14 protein-coding genes are annotated in these 21128 nt (G+C 33.1%); all 14 read right to left on the bottom strand.

Annotated features, from left to right (window positions below; all coding sequences use genetic code 11):
- Positions 1 to 7 precede the first annotated feature (7 nt).
- A complete protein-coding gene (locus JI750_RS16170) occupies positions 8 to 1351 on the bottom strand; it encodes a PKD domain-containing protein (RefSeq protein WP_202004270.1) in 1344 nt (447 codons plus the stop codon).
- A 56-nt stretch (positions 1352 to 1407) separates the two neighbouring features.
- The gene (locus tag JI750_RS16165; protein WP_202004254.1) at positions 1408 to 2454 is read right to left on the bottom strand and encodes a hypothetical protein; all 1047 of its coding nucleotides are present in this window, start codon (positions 2452 to 2454) and stop codon (positions 1408 to 1410) included.
- 28 nt (positions 2455 to 2482) lie between these two features.
- The gene (locus tag JI750_RS16160) at positions 2483 to 3781 is read right to left on the bottom strand and encodes an IPT/TIG domain-containing protein (protein ID WP_202004251.1); all 1299 of its coding nucleotides are present in this window, start codon (positions 3779 to 3781) and stop codon (positions 2483 to 2485) included.
- Positions 3782 to 3811: 30 nt separating this feature from the next.
- Entirely contained in the window at positions 3812 to 4654 is an 843-nt protein-coding gene (locus tag JI750_RS16155) for a hypothetical protein (RefSeq protein ID WP_202004238.1), read from the bottom strand.
- Between the two features lie 227 nt (positions 4655 to 4881).
- Complete coding sequence (locus JI750_RS16150; RefSeq protein WP_202004235.1) at positions 4882 to 5262, bottom strand: hypothetical protein; 381 nt, start codon at positions 5260 to 5262, stop codon at positions 4882 to 4884.
- 271 nt (positions 5263 to 5533) lie between these two features.
- Complete coding sequence (locus JI750_RS16145; RefSeq protein ID WP_202004232.1) at positions 5534 to 6214, bottom strand: hypothetical protein; 681 nt, start codon at positions 6212 to 6214, stop codon at positions 5534 to 5536.
- The gene (locus JI750_RS16140) at positions 6195 to 6653 is read right to left on the bottom strand and encodes a hypothetical protein (RefSeq protein WP_202004229.1); all 459 of its coding nucleotides are present in this window, start codon (positions 6651 to 6653) and stop codon (positions 6195 to 6197) included. The genes JI750_RS16145 and JI750_RS16140 overlap by 20 nt, the downstream gene beginning before the upstream one ends.
- A complete protein-coding gene (locus tag JI750_RS16135; protein WP_202004226.1) occupies positions 6643 to 9711 on the bottom strand; it encodes a fibronectin type III domain-containing protein in 3069 nt (1022 codons plus the stop codon). The genes JI750_RS16140 and JI750_RS16135 overlap by 11 nt, the downstream gene beginning before the upstream one ends.
- A gap of 3 nt (positions 9712 to 9714) precedes the next feature.
- Positions 9715 to 14883: a T9SS type A sorting domain-containing protein gene (locus JI750_RS16130; protein ID WP_202004221.1), complete on the bottom strand. Its 5169-nt coding sequence runs from the start codon at positions 14881 to 14883 to the stop codon at positions 9715 to 9717.
- A gap of 4 nt (positions 14884 to 14887) precedes the next feature.
- Complete coding sequence (locus JI750_RS16125) at positions 14888 to 16876, bottom strand: fibronectin type III domain-containing protein (protein WP_202004218.1); 1989 nt, start codon at positions 16874 to 16876, stop codon at positions 14888 to 14890.
- Positions 16877 to 17207: 331 nt separating this feature from the next.
- A complete protein-coding gene (locus tag JI750_RS16120) occupies positions 17208 to 18332 on the bottom strand; it encodes an ABC transporter permease (protein ID WP_202004215.1) in 1125 nt (374 codons plus the stop codon).
- The gene (locus JI750_RS16115) at positions 18329 to 19435 is read right to left on the bottom strand and encodes an ABC transporter permease (RefSeq protein WP_202005209.1); all 1107 of its coding nucleotides are present in this window, start codon (positions 19433 to 19435) and stop codon (positions 18329 to 18331) included. Before JI750_RS16115 ends, JI750_RS16120 begins: the two co-directional genes overlap by 4 nt.
- A 1-nt stretch (position 19436) precedes the next feature.
- Positions 19437 to 20180: an ABC transporter ATP-binding protein gene (locus JI750_RS16110; RefSeq protein WP_202004212.1), complete on the bottom strand. Its 744-nt coding sequence runs from the start codon at positions 20178 to 20180 to the stop codon at positions 19437 to 19439.
- The gene (locus tag JI750_RS16105) at positions 20170 to 21120 is read right to left on the bottom strand and encodes an ABC transporter ATP-binding protein (protein ID WP_202004209.1); all 951 of its coding nucleotides are present in this window, start codon (positions 21118 to 21120) and stop codon (positions 20170 to 20172) included. The genes JI750_RS16110 and JI750_RS16105 overlap by 11 nt, the downstream gene beginning before the upstream one ends.
- Positions 21121 to 21128: the final 8 nt, after the last annotated feature.

Genomic DNA, 21128 nt, shown 5'->3' with positions numbered 1-21128 from the left:
TTACTGGTTATTGTTTTTGAACTTTGATATCACATAAAATGTAAGAACTTGAACCGTTCTTTACCATTTCTTTAATTTTGATGGCTCCTTTTCTACCATCTTGTGTTTTAAATAAAATGATTCTCGGATAGGTAAAACCAAACTCCTGTGCTCCTCCAGCGGTATAACTTATGTTTAATGATTTTATAGGCGTATCATTTGCCATATTGTCAAATTGTGACTCAGTAAAATTTAAACCACAATTACACAAGTTTTGTGAGTTTACAAAAATGGTGCTTTGTGCATTTTTTAATGCTAAAAATCCGTAGTTATTGGCCTGATCTGGAGAGACAAATCTATTATAGGTAAAATTGCTGTTTAAGCCTTGAAATACAATATCTATTAAGCCACTATTCTCATCGTTAATTTCGTTTTCTTTATAAACTTCGCGCGTAACAGTCGAGAACATTGCACCGATATTATTGCCATTATGCGCTGTATTAATTCCTAACTTAACATTAGTAAATGTTCTCAAGTTTGTATCTGGAAGAACCGTAATTGTCGATTTAAAAATCTGACTTGTTTTATCATTAAATGCTTCTAAAGTCACTTCATGAGTACCCGCATTTGCGAAAACAACTGTCGGATTTTCTTCAGTAGAAACAGCTGGATTTCCACCTTCAAATGTCCATTTATAATTTGTTGCACTGACTGATTTGTTGGTAAAATTAATCGTTACAGAAGCTTCATAATCATCATCTTCAAATTTTGGCTCATATGTAAATAAGCTTATCAAATATGGATTAACTGTAATAGTTTTAGTTTGTTTTTCAGATTCAAAACCATTAGAAACAGTCAAAGTTATTGTATGCTCCCCTGGAGTTGTAAATATTACATTTGGCGGTGTTTTTCCTGTAAAAGAAGCTGGCGATCCGTCCTGAAATTCCCATTTGAAAGTCAAACCTTCTCCAATAGTAGAATTCTTTAAAATGACCTCAACTGGAGAATAATTGCTTTTTATGATTTCATGCGTAAACTCAATATTGATTCCGTCTTTTATTACAACATTTTGAGTAAATTCTCTACTCTCTCCATCTACATTTTTTGCTATTAACTTAATGGTATAAGTTCCTTGCTTGCTGTATAAAATCTCACCAGGATTTTTAGAATTTGAAACAGACGGATTTCCTCCTTCAAATGTCCATTCATACGTATCTGCACCCGTTATTTTATTATCAATTTTAATAATAACGGGTATAGATTCATCCTGATCGACATACGAAGTTGTAAATTCACCTTCTATGGCTATAGCAGTTTCCTGATAACAAGAAGTAATAACGAAAAGTAAAAATAAGAGTAAAGTTTTTTTCATTCAGGGCATTTTAAAACACTGCAGTTATTTATAAAACTGCAGTGCTTTTCTTTATATTATTTTTCTGTAGCTGCAAATTTTGTTTGGAAATCAGAGATTTTGATTAAGTTACCAGAAACTAGTAAATAAATATCGTTTCCTTTAAACTTAAGCATTTCAGTATATTTGAAAGAAGAATAAACCCCTCTACCGGAACCAGATGCTTTTACTCTCAAATCTCCATCTTTAAAAAGAGACAGACTATTATCCTGAAGATTTAATTTAAAGATTCCTTTTCCAGCATTCACTACATATAACTCATTTTTTGTATCAAAAGTAAGATCAGAAAAATGATCCCCATTTGTTGCCGAAACTAGAGTTGTTACTTTCCACTCATTGTTCACATATTCTAATTTTCTAATCGCAGAGTTTTTGTAAGTCCCTGTACTTGGATCATAAACTTCATCAATTAAATACAAAATACTATTGAAACTAATTATTTTTGTTACAGCAGCAAAACTTGCCTCTAGCCCTGTACCATCTTTTATTTCATTTTTACCTGAACCTGCAACAAAAACATCTCCTTTTAACTCTGGTAAAACTCGCTTTATATTTCTTGCATTTAAATCAAAAACAAAATAAGTATTATCGTTATTACTGCAGATACGAAAAAGATTAATCTTACTGGCAAATGGAGAACTTATTGGTTTCATGGTATAAAATGGGTTCAACTCCGAAAAGTTATTTTCGAAACGCATTATTTTATCCTGATGTGGTTCATCATTCCCTTTTGCAACCATTAGAAGATCTCCATTATTTGCCAAAGCAAGTCTGGCATATGTATAAATTCCTAGATCAAGATTTTTAAGCGTGGTTTCTTTACCATCAAGATCAGTCTTTTTTAAACTTACATAATATCCTTTTTCGTCGTTAGTTTGCCCAATAGTATAAAGTATATTATCAGCGCTAACGACAAAGTCATTGATAAAAAAACTTGTAATGTAATCTGCTTTTATTTCTCCTTTCACTTCAGGAGTTCCTCCTGGCTGACTTTCTGGACCTGAACAGCTATTTAGCATTAAAAAAAACTGTAACATTGTCACTAACAAAACTCTTTTCTTCATTATTATATATTTATAGTATTTAAAAAATTTACAAATAGCGTTTGATGATCTTATTTGTAGAGATAGCCCAAACAACATTGTCTTTAAAAGCAATAGTTTTTATCGATTGATCGTGTGTGTAATCAAGAGTCCATGTTTTAGCTCCATCTACTGTTTTATAAATCTTGTTATCTAAAATTGCCCAACCTGTATTGGCATCTTTAAACGTAAATTTTGTAAATTTTTCTCCACTATAAATTTTTTCCCAAGTATCGCCACCATTGATAGTTTTGTAGATTGTTGCATTACTAGTTAAAACAAAACCATTTATCTTATCTGCAAAAGCTATTTGTACCACTGAAGAGTTTGGTTCATTTTGCAAGTAATGTTCTTTCCAACCTGTTTCATCATTTTTAAACAAAACATACGGATATTTTATTGTTGCTACCGTTTTTTGTCCACCTATCCAAATATGATCATTATCAATTTCTATAGATTTATTTGCAAATCCACGATCATAGCCTTCTTCATCTAAATGTGCATCATACGCTTTTGTAAAATCAACTCCATTAGAAGTTACATATACATCTCCATATTGTGTAACCATTGTCCCCTTTGTCATACTATCATCAACATATAGACAGTAAGGAGTTTGAAGATCCTTTGCGCCACCAAAATTTGCAAATGTGTCAATTCCAAAATAGCCTCCTTTCGTAATTTTTGAAATTCCAAAACCTGTGCTCGACCACCCTTCATCATTTTTAGTTGCACAAAATCCAGCACCAAAGCCATTAATTGCCCAACGTCTCCAAGTAACTCCACCATCTAATGTTCTATAAACACTCGCTCCGGTTATATCAGAATTTACATAGATTACTTTATCGCTAATAGCTATAAGGCGTGGTATTCCACCATCTTCCTTTAACGTATTTTCGTGCGTTACCCAATTTGTTAGTGAACGAGCTGGGAAAATAGCAATACTACTACCATAAACATCTGTGATCCCATTATAGATCTCTTTGTCTTGAATTGTTAAAATAATTCTTGGCAATATTTTTTCCGTTTGTGGCAAAACAAATTTAATTTCAGTCAATGTCGATGAAACAATTGTTGCTGAAACCCCATCAAAAGTTATTTTGATGTCGCTAACTTTATCAGGAAAATTTTCTCCATTGATTGTAATTGTTTCGCCAACTTCACCAGAGTTTTTAGAATACGAAATCATTTTTGGTATTTTTACCACCACAACTGGCGGTTCTGGTGTTGCGTCATCTCCAGAATCTGAACTACAACCACCTAACACCATAAAAAGCTGTAGCATTGCTACTAATAAAACTCTTTTCTTCATTTTTACCATTCTATATATTAATTCGCAAGTTTATTTTCCATTAAACTGAGTTCCTAAAGTATAGCCATTTCCAACTAATACCCTAACAATATTCATCGCTGTAATATCTTTACTCATTTTATAACCTGTAGGGTTTCCTCTATTATCAAAAGTTGCTTTCAGCGCTTTTTTGTCAAAAGTGATTACCTGTTCGTTAACAAGTTTATCATACCCTGAAAACATTCCTCCTCTGGCAAACCATGTTCCTATTAAATTATTATTAAGGTCTAAAACTTCATATTTTAAATCTCCATTTGAAGAAGGCGATGTCATTTTTATAAACCCAATTCTTTTGTCGTCTGGATTTTGATTTTGTGCTTTAATACTATAAATAGTTCCAGAATCGTCAATTGCTAATTGGTACGTATCTGCAATTTTATTAGCATTATCCACTTCGCCTTGAACTCCTAAACGCTTCGCAGCTATACCTGCTGATTCACCGTTGATAAAACTTTCAATTGCTTCTTTGTTTAAACCTTCTGTGCCTACCATGCCTCTGTCTAATAATTCATAGATAATACTGCGATCATAATTGAAGGCACTGAATTTTCTGCTTTTGTTCTTAAATTCTAATTCGTTAGTTTTTCCTGTCGCTAGATCTTTAAGTTCAATCCATGGCAATACCAAAGATTCTTCGTTTGGCGCTTTCTTTAGTTCAGCTGTAATTGAATAATTTTTATCTAAGCTAAAAATGGTAAAAAGAGGTTTTTTTCCCTCTACAAAACCTATTGTTTTTTCGTCTAGTTTTAATTCTCCTTTATCAATTTTTAATTTTTGTGCAAAACCGCATGTGCTAATTAATATTACTAATAGGGTTAAAAGATTTTTTTTCATGTGTAAATTTTTAGTTTTTGTTTTTTAAAAATGTTTTTCGTTTCCTAGCAACGATAAATCTTCGTGTTTTTTTTATATTATTTTTTTAGTTTTGAATATTGTCCAATATTGAATATCATTTTCTTTTACTGTCATCACTGGCGTTTTTTATAATTTATATAACCTTTTCGTTCACGGACAGGATACTTGCGCTAGCAGGGAAAATAATATTTGAAAAAAGGTTGTCATTAAATAATTTCCTCAAGTTTATAAACTTCTCCCCATCTATTTTGTAAGCGACTATCATAAATGTTAAAGGGAATAATTGAACTATCTTTTTCGGTAGGCACTCCTGTAAATGTCCAAAACAAATCCTCAAACTCGCAAACCAAATATCCTCTATCATTAAATGAGTAGTCTCCAACAATCTTATAATTTTGTAACTGTTTAACAGCATGCTCATCCATAGGACGAAAGGCATCAACGACCTTTTTTGTTAGCTCAACTTTACCATTTTCAAAGAACTCTAGCTGATTTTGGTAGATTATACAAAAAAACAAACCACCTGCATGAAGATCAGTATTCGCGATTAAACTTGACAGGTACTTTTTATTAATTTCAATTTTCATTAGTACATTATTAATTAGTGTGTTCCACAGTAAAGTTTTAGTTGGAAGACTACTCTCGCTCTGCAATTTCTCCTTACTTCGTATTCTTTTCATCCCTTACAAAACCGTATTTATTCTGTTTCAATGAACTTTTTTAATTTCCTTTTTATTTTCTCACAAAGAGCACTACAAATCTTTTCGGGCACGTATTGTTTAGCAATTAAACCCTCTTTTTTTAATTCCTCTTAAACATTTTCTACATAATATTTGGTCAAAACTATCCCTCCCTATTTTACCAATTTAAATCATTTATAAAATACTTCTTCTGTTCTGAATTTAAATTTTGCTTAAACAAAAAATCAACATTAAGTCCATCTTTATAAATTATTTTTATCAAATCATTCTCCATTTGATTATTGCCAGCTCCTTTTATCATTCTTCCTAAAATATCTTCTTTAAAAACTAGCATCATCATTGATAAATTATTAATTTCAGCATTAAAAGTCTGATACCATCTTTCATTTTTATGAATCATAAGAGTAACTCCCATGATTGGTTTATCGGGATTATTTTGAAAATATTTAAATTTTACAATAGTATAATTTATGCTATCTACTTTTAACTCTAATTTCGATAGTAATTCTAAATAATATTTTTCTTTTAGTTTAACTTTTTTATTAAACTCATCTTCAGAAAAAATAGCCGCCTTTTCTTTACCACCAAACGTATTATAATTTACCCAATCTTGATTATTAGCAGAAATAATTGAGGTCATTAATTCATCAGTTGTTTTGTTTTTTGCATCACTCGTATCTTTATAAACAATTCTAATTTGCTTAGCAGGCTTATAAAGTTCATATTTAGAATCTAATTGCTTTGAATTAATAGTTATTTTCATTCCTTTTCCTTGGCCAAAACAAGAAAACGAAATAGAAAAAATAATTAGTAAAATTTTAAAATTTAAGTTTGTCATTTTTAAAGTATTTGTAAATTTTAGAGATAATAAAGAGGAAGAAAACAATACTAAAAATTTTAGAAATCCCATAATACAAGTATTTTGTAGGATCAAATTCAAAATCTTTAGTGATCAAAAAAGATTGCTTTCCATCTCGTTTATATAAAATAGGATAATAATTTTTAATCTCAACTTCTTTTTCTAATCCTAGATATATAGAAGTTTTAATATTCTCCACTTTTCCATTTGCAAATAGATGCGGGCTTCCATATGAATCTTCCCCAATCCTAGTAACAATCATATTTCCACGTTTATACTCATCTCTATTTAAATAGATAGAAAAATCAGAAAATATATCAATTGTAAAACTTATTGAAAAAAAAACTAGTAATATGGTTATTACAATTAAACCTAGTCTAATCATTAATTCATTTAATATTTTTTTTCTATTCTCCATAAAACTTTATTTTTTCAGAAAGGGTTTTTTCAAATGAGTAATCAAAAATCGAAATTCCCCCTGATTTAACATTAATGTTTGCTCCTGCCACTAAAGGACTAAGGGCTACTGTCGGTTTGAATCCCTTGCCAATAACATAACAACCCGTGGCTGTAAGTTCTGCTTTTCCATAAGCTTTTCCAGTAGCCGAAACTACTTCATTCCCAGGAAGTAATTCTAACTTCAGACCTGGTTCAATTCCACCACTACCTTTAATGCAAATACTATTCTCGACATTTTCAAATTCTAAAACATCATCTCTTTTTTCATTTCTTATCTTTCCTTGAATACCTAAACTTACTTTAACTGCTAAATAAAAACCGTAATCAACAACTTTAATATCAGTAAAAGGTATTTCTACTTTTCCAGAATAAGGAGGTGGTGCCTTAAATGTTGCTTTAGCTTCTACAGAAGCATTAATTTCTCCTTCTTGGATGACCTTATAATGTCTCGACAATTTATCAATGTCATTAAACTGACTTCCTGAAACACTTATTTTTGGCTTAATTTCTAAAACTTTATTGATACCTGCCTTTTTTAAAATTGTATCTAATTTTGTTAAATTATTAAATATTTTTTCAGCTGTATTCTGAATATAAGTCGGGACTACTTGATGTTTTATACGGTCTTCATTTATCCACTTTACACTAACATTTTTTTTGCCTTCTGTTGGATTTCCTGAGATTGCAGTTACTAACACATTTTTTTTATCATCATTAATATAAACTTCAAAAGAATCAACACCATCTTTATTTTTATCGTAACCGTCATTAAATCTCCATTTAATATCATTTTGAGGAACCTCATTTATTGGTATATTAAAACCTACTGAAAATTTTGTTTTTTTACTATCTGTTAAAACTACAGATTTATCAACGTAATATAAAATTTCGGACTCATTGGCTACTCTCTTAGAGTTAGAAGCGTCAACCGCTCTCAAATACTTTAATTGAAAAGGTTTGACGATCAAATTTATTTCATTTGATAAACTAGTTTTTTTATCATTATCTGCAACAGATTTTAACTGATATTTTAACGTGTTATCAAAACTAAACTCAAAATTTGCTTCTTTCTCAGACTCTGTTTTTTTTAAATAATTGTTTCCCTCTACATTTTCAAATCGGACACCTTTTTCACTTTCATAACTTAATTCATATTTAACATTAGTGTCTTTTTCAAATTCTTTCATTTTAAATCGATTTGATATCAATCCGTTTCTATTAAAAGGAATATTTATCTTATCTCCATTATAATACTTTTTATTCCTATACTCTATATAATAACCCTTTCCAGAAGATGCATTGTCACTTTTTTCTGTTCCTGAATTACTATTAGAACTTGTCGCTTCATTTATTATATTTGTTCCCTCATTAGGATTTTGTCCATTGCTAGCTGTAGTATTTTCTTCTGTTACATTTGAATCTTTATTCTTATCTACATCCTGATCGTAATTTGTAGATTCAGCAACATCTTCAGATTCAGTATTATTTTCACTCGGATCTTCTGTAATTGCTTCAGCTACTTCTTCATTACCAGTTTGTGGTCCAAAAATTTCTTCAATTAAAGGGTCTGGCTTCCCATCAACTACATTCTTCCAATCCGGATTATAACTCGTCTCCACAATACCACTTATCAATTGATAATCGGTATTGATTACAATGCTATTAAACTCAACAGCAATTTTAGTATCTCCTAAATAAGGCACAACAATGTATCCTCGCCCAGAATATGGACTATTTTCTCCTTGCAGTTCCAAAATAGTTACAGGAAAATCTCCAGCCTTAAACGTTTCGCTCTGGATTAAATTGGTAAGCGGTTTTTGATTTTGGATATTAATCTGAGGCACAATGCCGCAATTGTAAGCAGGAACACCACTAGTTTCTGTAGGTGTGGTAAAAGTGCTTGTATTGGAGTACGTAAACGACTGTATCCCGTCTTCTGCTGGATCACAGCTTGATCCAACTCTAAATTCATAGGTAACTCCCGGTTCTAAATTGGTTATTAAACTTTGTCTGTTTAAACTATTTGAGGAGAACCATTGTGCATTACGTACACCTTGTTTTTTGTATTGTACTTGATAGCGGGTATGTTCTGGTATTCCCTCCCAAGTAATTTTTACGCTTTTGGAGGTTTGGCTTTCGCTTAACAAAAATGTTGGCGCAGCACAAGAAGCAGTGTATTTAAAGGAAAATATCTCGCTATATCCGTCATTTTTGAAAACAGAATTTTCTGAAAGTCCTGTTGTTGAAATCGCTCGCACTCTCCACGCATAACGTAAACCAGGAGTAAGAATTGGCATACTCAGATTGTACAGAACAGCGGTTCCGAACAAAGTTTCTTCGTATAAGGTTGGCGACATTTGAAACCCAATCTGCGGATCTAATGTTGGATCTAGAAGCTGTTTCAGCTCAAACTTATATGATACGTTTGTTGCATTAATCTGGCGTGGTGTCCAAGTAAAAAGAATATTAGGAAACTCGGTTGCAGCGATTTGTTCGTTTTTCTGAGGCGTATTTAATATTGGCGGATCATTTAATATCAGATATAAATTGGCACAGCTTTTTTGAGAAATTTTTTGATTCGTTACAAAATCATACATCTCAAAGCAAAAATTGTACATTCCCTCTGGCAACGGATTCGCATATTGTGCTGGAGTGATTCCTTGCAAGTTTTCTAACCTGAAAAGCGATGCAATATCAACATTGGTTAAGGTTTGTAGCTCTCCTCCGTTTATATATATTGGTCTTTGTTCCTGAGCATAATCAGAGGTCTGAATGTTTAGTCCGTTACCATGTATGTACAGTTTTAAACGCACTCTTCTTTGCGATATCGAAATATCGGTCGGATTAATCAACAATTGCATCTTAGTATCCATGCTTGTCGCATAATCGGATATTTTGACACTATACGGGCTATTAAAAACTGGTGTTAACTGAACTGGATATAATTGTGCATATCCAACTGCATTAAAAAACAGAAATAGAACAACGAAATATATGTTATTGAAAAGGTTCTTCATTTTTTAATTGATGATAATTTTTTTAACCAATGTTTGCTGTCCCGTTTCTAATACGACTATATAAATACCAGATTGTAATGATGTATTAAAATCTATCTCATATTTTTTCTTTCCTGATTCTTGCTTTTGAATCATAGTATTTTGTCCAGAAGACGAGAACAATCTTAAATTTATGGCACTATTGTTTTCTAAATTTACAATTGCTTTAAAATTACCATTGCTCGGATTTGGGGTTACAATAAAATCTATAATAAATTGGGATGCTGTTTCAGTGTTTGGCAATGCCCCGCGTTTTTCTACCATTATATTTTTGGTATATACTGCGTAACATTCACCCTGTGTTTGTTTTAAACCAATCGAATAGACACCAATCGCATCAAACTTTAATGTGATATATTTTTCCTTTTGTTCTACCACTTTTACTCCGTTTGGAATAACCCAGTCTGTACTTTCTCCAAAAGGATTACTCGTATTAACCAAAATTACTTCCTCGTCTAAATAAGCTTGAGAACTCAATAAAAATTCTGCACTAATTGCCATTTGGCTTGTTTTAATTACAATTTCATCTTCACCAATACATCCTAAAGCCGTTGTCACTTTTACATGGTAAGTTCCCGCTTTCGACACATTAATTTTTGCTTCATTTGAAGTGAATCCATTGGTAGATGTCCAACTGTATTTTGCCTGCGAATCTTTAATCGTAGCATCTAAATCTAAACTTTGATCAATGCATAAAGTTCTATCTGGACCAACATTAACAATAACAGGTTCTGGATCTTTTAAAACAAATCTCTTTTTGTAAACGCAACAATCTGGACAGGTAATCGTAACTTCATAATTTCCAGCAGAAAGATTATTCAAATCTTTAGTAACTGCTCCTGTATTCCATAAATAAGAATAAGGCAAATTACCACCGGTTACATTAAGTTCAATCGATCCGTCGTTTCCTTTATAGCAAATCGGATTTTTTACTGTTTCTGTAGTTAATATTCCGTTAGGATCCCCCACAAAAATGCTACCTTGAACCACACATCCTTTTGCATCTGTTACCATTACAAAATAATTGTTGGTTGTAATGTTTTCTATTTTTGGAGTTGTTTCTCCGTTTGTCCATTGATACGTATAAGGTGAAGTCCCTCCTGTTACATGTGCTTCTGCCCAACCATCATCGCCAGTTGTACAGCCCACATCAAACTTGGTAAAGCTCAATTTCAACTGATCTGGCTGTGGTATATACTTCTCTGCATCAATTTCTTTAACTAAAACGTTATTTACATAAGTTCCTAATTTTATTCCATTGGCGTCCTCAATGTTTAGTGCATACGTTCCTTCTGAAAGATATTCTGCCGTGTCACCTGTATTATTCCAAACAGCCCATGAACCGTCATTTTGCTTTTTCTTCCAAGTATAGAAATATGGCAACCTATTATTTTTTTCTGCTGAAAGCTGAATCCCCCCTGTAACATGTGCTTTTAAAATACCGTCTTGAGATTCATCTCTTTGGTTATCTCGCGGACTAGCATCAATTTCATTTCCAAATTCATTGCTTACATTACATGAAATATCACGAATTATCTCAAAAGTAACCTCAAGCGGATCTGGATCTTCTAATTCTGTCACAGCATTTGCTACTGTACAGCTTGCTTTATTTGTTGCCAAATTGTAATTGGCATCACGAACCGTTAGAGTATACGTTTCTTCTGGAAGTCCTAATAAGGAAATGGTATAAATATCATTCGCAAAACTAGTCGTTGCCGCAGTTTGCACTATACCTTTGCTATTTTTCCATTCAAACCAATAATCGTTATCTTTAGATATTTTTCCTCCAGTCACTTCAACTACAATTCTTCCATTTGTTGCTTTATAGAAGGTCGGATTAAAAACTTCTTTGTAATTAATAGCAAGCGGTTTTTTAGGTTCATCAATAAAAACCTCAGCATAGGCCGTACATCCTTTCGCATCTGTTGCTATTACCGAATAAGTCCCTGTTTTTAAGATCGTATTTTTATCCGATTCAACTTCATTAGACCATACGTAAGTATATCCCCCACTTCCTCCTTTTGCGGTTGCAGTTGCCCAGCCATCATTACCTCCATTGCAAAAAACATCTCCTTTTTCAATTTCAACAGTTAACACAGGAGGCTGATCCATAAACTGAATAGAGTCTTTTGCAATCCATTTTCCTGCTGTATAAGTACCTAAAATAACACCATTTCTATCTTCGACATTCAGTGCGTAATTTCCATAAGAAAGATTTGATAGTACTGGATTTTGTACTCCTAAATCTCTCCAAGTTCCATTATCTTGCTGCTTTTTCCAATGAAAAAAATATGGAAGTCCATTATTCTTTTCTAATTCAAGCGGAGTTCCTCCTGTTACATGCGCCTTTAAAATTCCATCTTGAGATTCATCACGCTGCCCGTCATTTGGGTTTGCATCTGTCTCTTTTCCGTAATCATTTTTGGCGTTACAAGAAATAGTCTGAACGATTTCAAAAACCACTTTCAAAGGATCTGGTTCTGTCAATTTCATTTCAGATTTCACTACAGAACAATTAACAATTTGTCCACTAGCGTTATTGTAATTTTTATCTGTTACTGTCAAAAAATATGTATCTGCCGGTGCATTATCTAAAGTGATGATATATACTCCATTTTCTACTACTGCAGTTACATTTTGAATATCTCCCGCATTATTTATCCATTCGTAATTATACAATTTGCCATTATTTTCTGTCGGGCCAAATACTGTTCCTCCTGAAATCTTTACCACAAGTTTTCCGTCGCTTGCACCTGAAAAAGTAGGAGTTTTTATGGTTGAATAACTAATCATTACTTGTTTAAGAGGTTGCGTTATTTTAACACTATCTTTTACAAAACAGCCTTTTACCTTATCAATAACATCAACATAATAAGTTCCTGCAGCCAAATTTTTTATTTCGTCTCCCTCTACAGCATTATGATCAGGGCCATACCAAGTGTAAGCATAGGTAGATTTTCCATTCTTAATAGATGCTTTAGCCCAACCATTTGTACCTTCAAAACAAGAAACATCTGTTGAGTCAAATATAACTTCCATTGGATCAGGCTCAATGATTGTAGTCTCAACTGCTATTGGAGTCTGCTCTGTTAAAGTGTAAGTGCCATGCATTATTCTATTAGCATCTTCTACATTTATAGAATAAGTTCCTTTAGGAAGATCTTTTATTATTGAATCATTTACTTCCAAGTCCTCCCAAACATCCTTAGAAACTTGCTTTTTCCAATAAAAATAATATGGCAGGCCTTTATTGTCTGTTGCTTTTAATGTTTTTCCACCTTTAACTAAAGCTACTAAACTTCCGTTGGCCGCTAGAGTCTTATTTTCAAATCCTTCTTCGCCTAAATTTGCTGAATTACAAAAAATATTCTGTTTAACTTTCAGTATAATTTCAATTGGCTCAGGATCGTCTAAAACAGCAATATCTTTTAGTGTTAATTCACAACTAAATTTGTCTGTCACTTTCAAAGTATACGTCCCTTCAGGAACACCGCTTAATGTAATTGTATAAATGCCATCAAAAAAACTCCCTTTTGACTTACCTGCATCTATCAAATCACCTTTTTCATTTCTCCATTCATAAGAATACTTATTTCCACCTATTGGACTCCCCCCTTTTATTGAAGCTATAATAGTTCCATCTTGAGCTCCTTTAAAAGTCGGATCCTTTTGAGAAACATCACCTGACAATGCTAACGGACTTTCAGGCTGTTCAATTTCTACAGGTATTTCTTTTACTTCTTCTTTAGGGGTTAGAGCCAAACATCCTACAGTATCTTTATCATTCCTCAATTTTCTGACTCTTACAACATACTTTCCTTTTACTAGGCCTTCAATTGTCGTTTTATCACCATTTGTGAAGCTGTTCCAACTTACACCCGCATTTGTAGAATATTGATAAATACCTTTGTCAATACCCCCAGAAGCTTCAACGTTAATAGCTCCATCATTACCGTTATAACAATTAACATCATTCTTTTTGGTCGCAGAAAAATCAACAGCAGTTGGAGAAGTTATTGTGAACACTTTTTGATGGTTTGGATCCATTACATAAGTATTTGCTCCAGGTTTATTTGGTTCTTTATACCAACCAATTAATGATACTCGATAATGTCCCTCTTTTAAATCACGAGGAATTTCAAACAATAAATCATCTCCAATAGTAATCGATTGATCAGGATCCATAGAAAAAACCTCATTCATTGGTTCTCCAGCAGCAGTTACTTGTAAAACCGTAATTCTTAAAGTCTCACCCTCTATTAATTTTGAACTAAACTTCATTATTGCTCGAGCGTCTTTTCCATTAAAACAACTTGTCTGGGCATCATCAACCGCATCAATATATGGTGCAGATTTAGCACAAAGAAACTCAACAGTAGTTCCAGTAGTATTTGCTCTTAACCAAATCTTTTTCCCTATTGCTGAAACGTCTAGAAATTCTTTGCATTTTATATCTAGTGAATTTTTTCCTTGATATTCATCAGGTAAACTTCTCCAAACATCTATCAAAAGTGTAATAGGCCCTACTTTAATTTTCTTTTGATCTCCATCTATATGATACATCCAATTAAAGTATTTTGGATCTATACCCTTTATTTGTGGAATTACTATTGAAGTTTCAGTTCCTAATATATTGTTATTCGTATCAGGATTTATTAAGTTAATTATAGGATATACATCTACTTGAACATTTCCTGATTGATTCAAAGCTAAATCAGAAAAAACGAAATTTTGACTAAAATTATCTGTGGTAACAGGAATAGTAGCAGTACTATATTGCACATCTTTACATCCACTAGTCCCTCGATCCCTTTTTGTAGTTCCAACAAAGAGTTCTTTTATTTTATCAGTATCTGTAAAATAAACAATAGCAGGATCAAATTTCTGTGCAGTTAGTCCGTGTCCGTTATCAGGATATGAGGCTGTTCCCTGAACGATTGTTTTTGCTTTATTATTTATATCATTCGAAGCGATCCATTGCAAACCTCTTGTAACATTATTTCCACAGGAGCTTCCATCTGCACCTACCTCGCCACTAATTTTTAATGCATACGAAGCATTTCCGGTCAAATTTACCTGAGCAAACCCAAATCCTGAAACCAATAAAATAACAAATAAGTAAAATTTCTTCATAGGCTTAATAAATAACCGTTAAAGTCTCTGCTTTTGCAGGACTGTCACTTTCTAGATTTGGTACTAAGTGGTATTCGTATTCTTTATTAATACTTAGGTTTTTATCTTCTAAAGTGAAAATATTTCCATTCAATTCCTTCCATAAAGTTGGAGGAATTCCTTTTTCATTTTTATAAATGCTAAGTCCTAAAACTTTGCCTTTATTTTTTGTATAATCCCAAGAAAGTACTATTTTTTTATTTTCTCTATCTGCAGTTCCCTGCAAAAATGTAATAACCTTTACAGGCGTAAAGTTTAGCACATTAACGGTTATGGTAGAATGATCTAGTGATGACCAAAGATTGCTTTTATCTTTAGCTAAAATGGCATATTGATAAGTCTTTCTATTCTCAACCCTATCATCTGTAAATTCCTGAATAGTATCGTTGATTTGTTTAATTTCTAGCCATTTTTCCTGACCTTTTTCTCTTCTTCTTAAACTGTGAGCAACAACATCTTCGCTATAGCTTCGTATCCATTTCAAATGTACTTTACCGTCTTTATTATCGTAATCCTTGAAAATTGGAGCAGCGGGAGGAATTTTATCGGGTTTATCTAAAATTAAAATATCAGAAGGCTCAGAAACATTAAAACGCATGTCTTCTGCGGCAATTCTATAATAGACTTTGCTGTTGGTCATTTTTAAGCTCACGCTGTCTTTATACTCTGTACCGATATAAGATTGATGATAAATATCTACAAACTCCTCACCTTCGGTGTTTGCTTTTAAAATTCGATATCCGCGTAAATCTTTTTCTAGATTTGGTTTCCATTTTAGCCGTACCGTTCCAAGACTATCAATTACTCCTTCTAAACCAATTGGTTTGGCTGGCGGTATAGAATCGACAGGCTGCACAAGCATGCTTTGAGAAGTTAATCTCTGATTGTTTTTTCCAACAACAGAAATTGTAAAATAGTTGGATGGATATAAATTCTCCTTAAAATTAAGTTTTCTTTGAGATGGCGGAATAAGTTTAGAAACAACCTTATAAGGTCCTTTATCATTATTTGCTAAATTAATTTCATAACCTTGAATGAAACCTTCAGATTCTTTTGGATAATCCCACTCAAGATTAACTTCATTAGAATTTATAATAGCATAATCGACCAATCTTGCAGGAGTTACTATAGCGGCAACACCCGTCGCTGTAATAGGTTTGGTATATTCTCCTTTTTCGCCAAACGAAGTTATACCATATAATCTATAATGATAAATTTTGTCATTTACACTCAGCGTATCAACATAATACATGTTTTTCGCTGGATTTTCGTCTTTATCGTTTAAGTTAACAAGCGCTGTACCTGATATTGGCGTATAATTGATTCCATCCGAAGATTTCTCTACCATATACGAGGTATAAATTCTTTTGAAGGTTTCATAATCCCAAGAAAGCAATACTTTTCTATCATCTGGAATCGCTATAAAATCTGTTGGGGCAGGCAGAGCGGTATAATCTTTTAGACCAATCATGTAAGAGGATTCTTTTACCTGAGGACTTTCAAATACCTTTACTTGATAAGCATAAACTTCATTCGGTTTTACATTGGTATCAACATAGCCCCAACCAGCTTTTAGAGCACCCTCGAAGCTCATGTCTGCAGCATATAAAGCAAAAGTATAACGCTGATCCAGCTCGTCAGCCATATTTACTATTTTGGCTAAATCGCCTTCTTTTGCATCTGTCACTTCAAAACTATCGCCATAAATAGATTGTGCAATAATGGCCGCATTATTGTCTTTCTGAACAAAGTCAAGCCAAGAATCTAATGGTTCGGGAGTTAATGGTTTAGAAGTAAGAAGTATTTTTTCTGGATTAGGTAACACATTACCATCACGCAAGATCGTACTCCTGGTAATTATAAACCCTTTTTTATTTGCTTTCTGCCATTCTGCTGCAGAATTAACAGCCCAGCGAATTAAAATTTTATCTTTTTGCGCTCTGGCATTGACCATTACAACAGCACGTTTAGTCTGTGAATAGGATACCGATATGAATAATAAAAAGAAAAAAATAAACTTATTTGGGGACATAAGATATAATTATTTCCATGTTAAAAAAGCAAAAGTAGTCTTTTAAATTATGGTTTAAATACGGTTTCCCGTACTGCAATACAACAACATGCAAACAGAAAAATATAAAACACTAACAAACAAGCACATACGTTAAAAATTTACCATTTTTTTCTTATAAATTAAAATCAAAAGATATTATTTTTCAATGTTTTTCTATAACATTTCTTGCCAAAGAAGACCTTACTATTGATAAAAAAGTCTTAAAATTCATTTAACTCGTTTTTCTATAATTATAAATCGCCAATGAATTCAAAACAACAGCAAAAATTAATAAGTATAAAAGCTCTCTTCCAACTTCTTGCAGACCGCTTCCTTTTAGAACAATAAGCCGGACTACTTTTATAAAATGAGTTACAGGAGTAAATTCTGAAATGGTTCTTGCCCAATTCGGCATGCTGTCGGTACTAGTAAAGAAACCGCTCATCAGCATAAAAATCATCATAAAGAAAAAAGCAATAAACATGGCTTGCAATTGCGTATCAGCAAATGTCGAAATCAAAAGTCCTAATCCTAATAAGGCGGTTAGATAAACTCCTGCAAAAAGATATAGCACTGCAAAACTTCCCAAAGGATATATTCCGTAAATCAGATACATTACAATAAGGCCAACTGTAAATACAGTCATTCCGACAATCCAAAACGGAATAAGTTTGCCGAGAATGAACTGCCATTTTTGAATTGGCGTTACATTAATCTGTTCGATTGTTCCTATTTCTTTTTCTTTTACAATATTCAATGCTGTAATAAATCCTCCGATCAAAGTGAGCAATAAAACCAAAATACCTGGAACCATATAATATTTATATTCCGCTCTTGGATTGTACCAATTTGTGCTTGTCAAAGTAATTAATGAAGGTGCTGCTGAAGCCGATTGTGGCGTTAGTTTAAATCGTATATCCAAATCATTACTAAAATCTGCCAGCACAACATTGAGATAAGCATTTCCAATATTCGATTTGGTTCCGTTAATGGCGTCTGCCGCAATATTTACTTTCTGACTGCCTTCTCTTACCAAATTGCGTTCAAACCCAGAAGGAATTTCTAGAATTAAGTCAGCATCTGCTCTTTCAATAAATTTCAAGCCTTCTAAATAAGAAGCTGGAGCTCCAACAATATGGAAATATCCAGAAGAACCAATTTTATTAATTAGTTTTTGCGAATACGAACTATGATCGTGATCGACATAAACAATATTTACGCTTTTCACTTCAAAATTAGCCGCTAAAGGCAAAATAATGAGCTGAAAAATCGGAACAAAAAACATCATAGCCAATATCGTTTTGTCTCGAAATATCTGGCGAAATTCTTTCTGTAATATAAAACCCAGCACTTTCATGACAATCTAATTTTAAATTTTTTCAAAGAAATCGTCAGCAGAAGAATCGTCATTACAACAAGTATTAAAGTTTCCTTCCAGATATAAGAAAAGCCTAAACCTTTGAGCATTACAGCTTTTACAATGATATAATAATAATGGGATGGAATTAAATGAGAAATAGCTTGAAATATCCAAGGCATATTTTCTAACGGAAACATAAATCCTGTAAGCAGTAAAGTCGGAAGCATCATTCCCATCATGGATATTAACATAGCAGTCTGTTGTGAATCGGTTACATTTGAAATAAGCAAACCTAGAGAAAGACAAGTAATGATAAACAAAATACTTTCGGCAAAAAGAAGCAGAAAACTTCCTTTAATCTCGACATCTAGCAGATATACTGAAAGAAATATAATAATAACAAAATTAATTATGGAAAGCACTAAATACGGAATTGCTTTTGCGATTAAAACCATGATGGGTTTGAAAGGCGATACAAGCAAAATTTCCATCGTTCCCAATTCTTTTTCACGCACAACAGAAACCGAAGTCAAAGCTGTACTTACAATCATAAAAATCAAGGCAATTACGCCGGGAATAAAGTTAAGCGAACCGTTCTGCTGTTCATTATAAAGCTGTCTCAATTCTGGAACTATTTGATAATTTAACTTCGTTGTCGGATTTAATTCCTGCTGATAATCTCTAATAATCGCGTTCAAATAATTGGTAACTATTGTCGCTGTATTAGGATCTGATGCATCTGCAATTACCTGAATTTTTGCTCCTCCAAGACGTTGAATATCAGAACCAAAATTGGACGGAAAAATGACTGCGCATTTTATGCTTCCGTCTTTAAATCTGTTCTCAACATCAGTGTAATTCAAGATTGGATTTTCTACATGAAAATAAGAACTGGACTGTATCTTTTGTATCATTTTTTCAGTATGAATATCGTGCGAATTATCCTGAATGGCGATCCCGATATTCTTGACTTCACTGCTCAAAGCAAAACCAAAAAGAATAATCTGCACAACAGGAAGCCCAAAGAGAATCAAAAGTGTTCTTTGATCTCTAAAAACATGATAAAATTCTTTTCGAATAAAAGCCAATAATCTTTTCATACTAATCTGATGTTCTTTGGGCATTTCTTGCCAGTTCATAAAAAACCTCATCCATAGAAACCGCATTAAAGCGCTTTTTTAAGGCTGTCGGAGAATCTATTGCAGCTACGCGCCCGTCAACCATAATGCTTATTCGGTCACAATATTCAGCTTCGTCCATATAATGTGTAGTGACAAAAACTGTAATTCCGTCGGCTGCCGCTTGGTAAATCATTTCCCAAAACTGTCTTCTCGTTATCGGATCTACACCGCCTGTAGGTTCGTCCAGAAAAACAATTTTTGGACGATGAAATACGGCAACAGAAAAAGCCAATTTCTGTTTCCAACCCAAAGGCAAACCGCCAACCAATTTTTTAGCTTCTTTCTCCAAACCTAAAGCCGAAACTAAATCCTTGCTTCTTTCTTTTATTTCAGGTCTGAAAACGCCATAAACTCCCGCAAAAAATTCAATATTTTCCAAAATAGTCAGATTGTCATACAGCGAAAACTTCTGACTCATATAACCAATATTCTTTTTAATTTTTTCCTGCTGTCTATACACATCAAAACCTGCTACACTGGCTTCTCCAGAAGTAGGAAAAGAAAGTCCGCAGAGAATTCGCATGGCTGTTGTTTTTCCTGCTCCATTAGCTCCCAAAAAACCAAAAATTTCGCCTTCGCTCACTTCAAAGCTAATTTTGTCAACCGCTTTGAAATCACCAAACTGTTTCGTTAGGTCTTTACAAATTATAGCTTTATTTTCCATTCAGCATTTCTTTTGGTTCATTGAAATGGTTTTGTTCCCGCATTAGACGAATAAAACTGTCTTCGATTGTAGGTTCTATTTTTTTTACTTCTAAATCTTCGGGATTGTATTTTTGTGCAATCGCTTTTACTTTCTCTACATCTGGTTGTTCTGAGACTAATGTTAAATGAAGAAATTCTCCAAATGCATCACAGTTCTCCACCTCTTTTTCGGTTCTAAGATTTTGTAAAAGCTTATAAATATTCTTTGCTTTTACGGCAAAAAGCATTTTAGGAAAACGGTTTATAATTTCCTGCGGTTCATCAACACTCATTATTTTTCCGTTTTGGATTAGAGCAATTCGGTCACATAATTTTGCTTCATCCATGTAAGGAGTCGAAACTACGATTGTGATATTTTGCTTTTTAAGTTTTGCCAGCATTTCCCAAAATTCACTTCGAGAAACCACATCGACACCGGTTGTAGGTTCGTCCAAAAATAAAATCTCGGGTTTATGAATCAGTGCGCAGCATAAAGCCAGTTTCTGTTTCATTCCTCCAGAAAGTTTTCCAGCACGTCTGTCGTTAAAAGGTTTTATCTGATCGTAAATATCTTTGATCAATTCATAATTCTCCTCGATTGTAGTTCCAAAAATAGTGGCAAAAAACTCGAGATTTTCTTTTACTGTCAAGTCCTGATACAAGGAGAATTTTCCAGGCATATAGCCAACTTTATTTCTAATTTCCTGAAATCCATTTACAACATCATGCCCTTCAACAGAAGCTGTTCCGCCATCGGCAAGAAGCAATGTCGTTAAGATTCTGAAAATGGAAGTTTTTCCAGCGCCATCGGGACCAATTAATCCAAAAAGTTCTCCTTTCTGCACTTCAAAAGACACCTCATCTACAGCGACAAAATCACCATACTTTTTAGTAATATTTTTTAATGTAACTGAAGGCATAAACTATT

Source organism: Flavobacterium tagetis (assembly GCF_016735615.1).
In the GTDB taxonomy this organism is placed as follows: Bacteria; Bacteroidota; Bacteroidia; order Flavobacteriales; family Flavobacteriaceae; genus Flavobacterium; species Flavobacterium tagetis.
The sequence above is the reverse complement of the archived record's forward strand: the minus strand, read 5'-3'. Positions and strand labels throughout refer to the sequence as shown.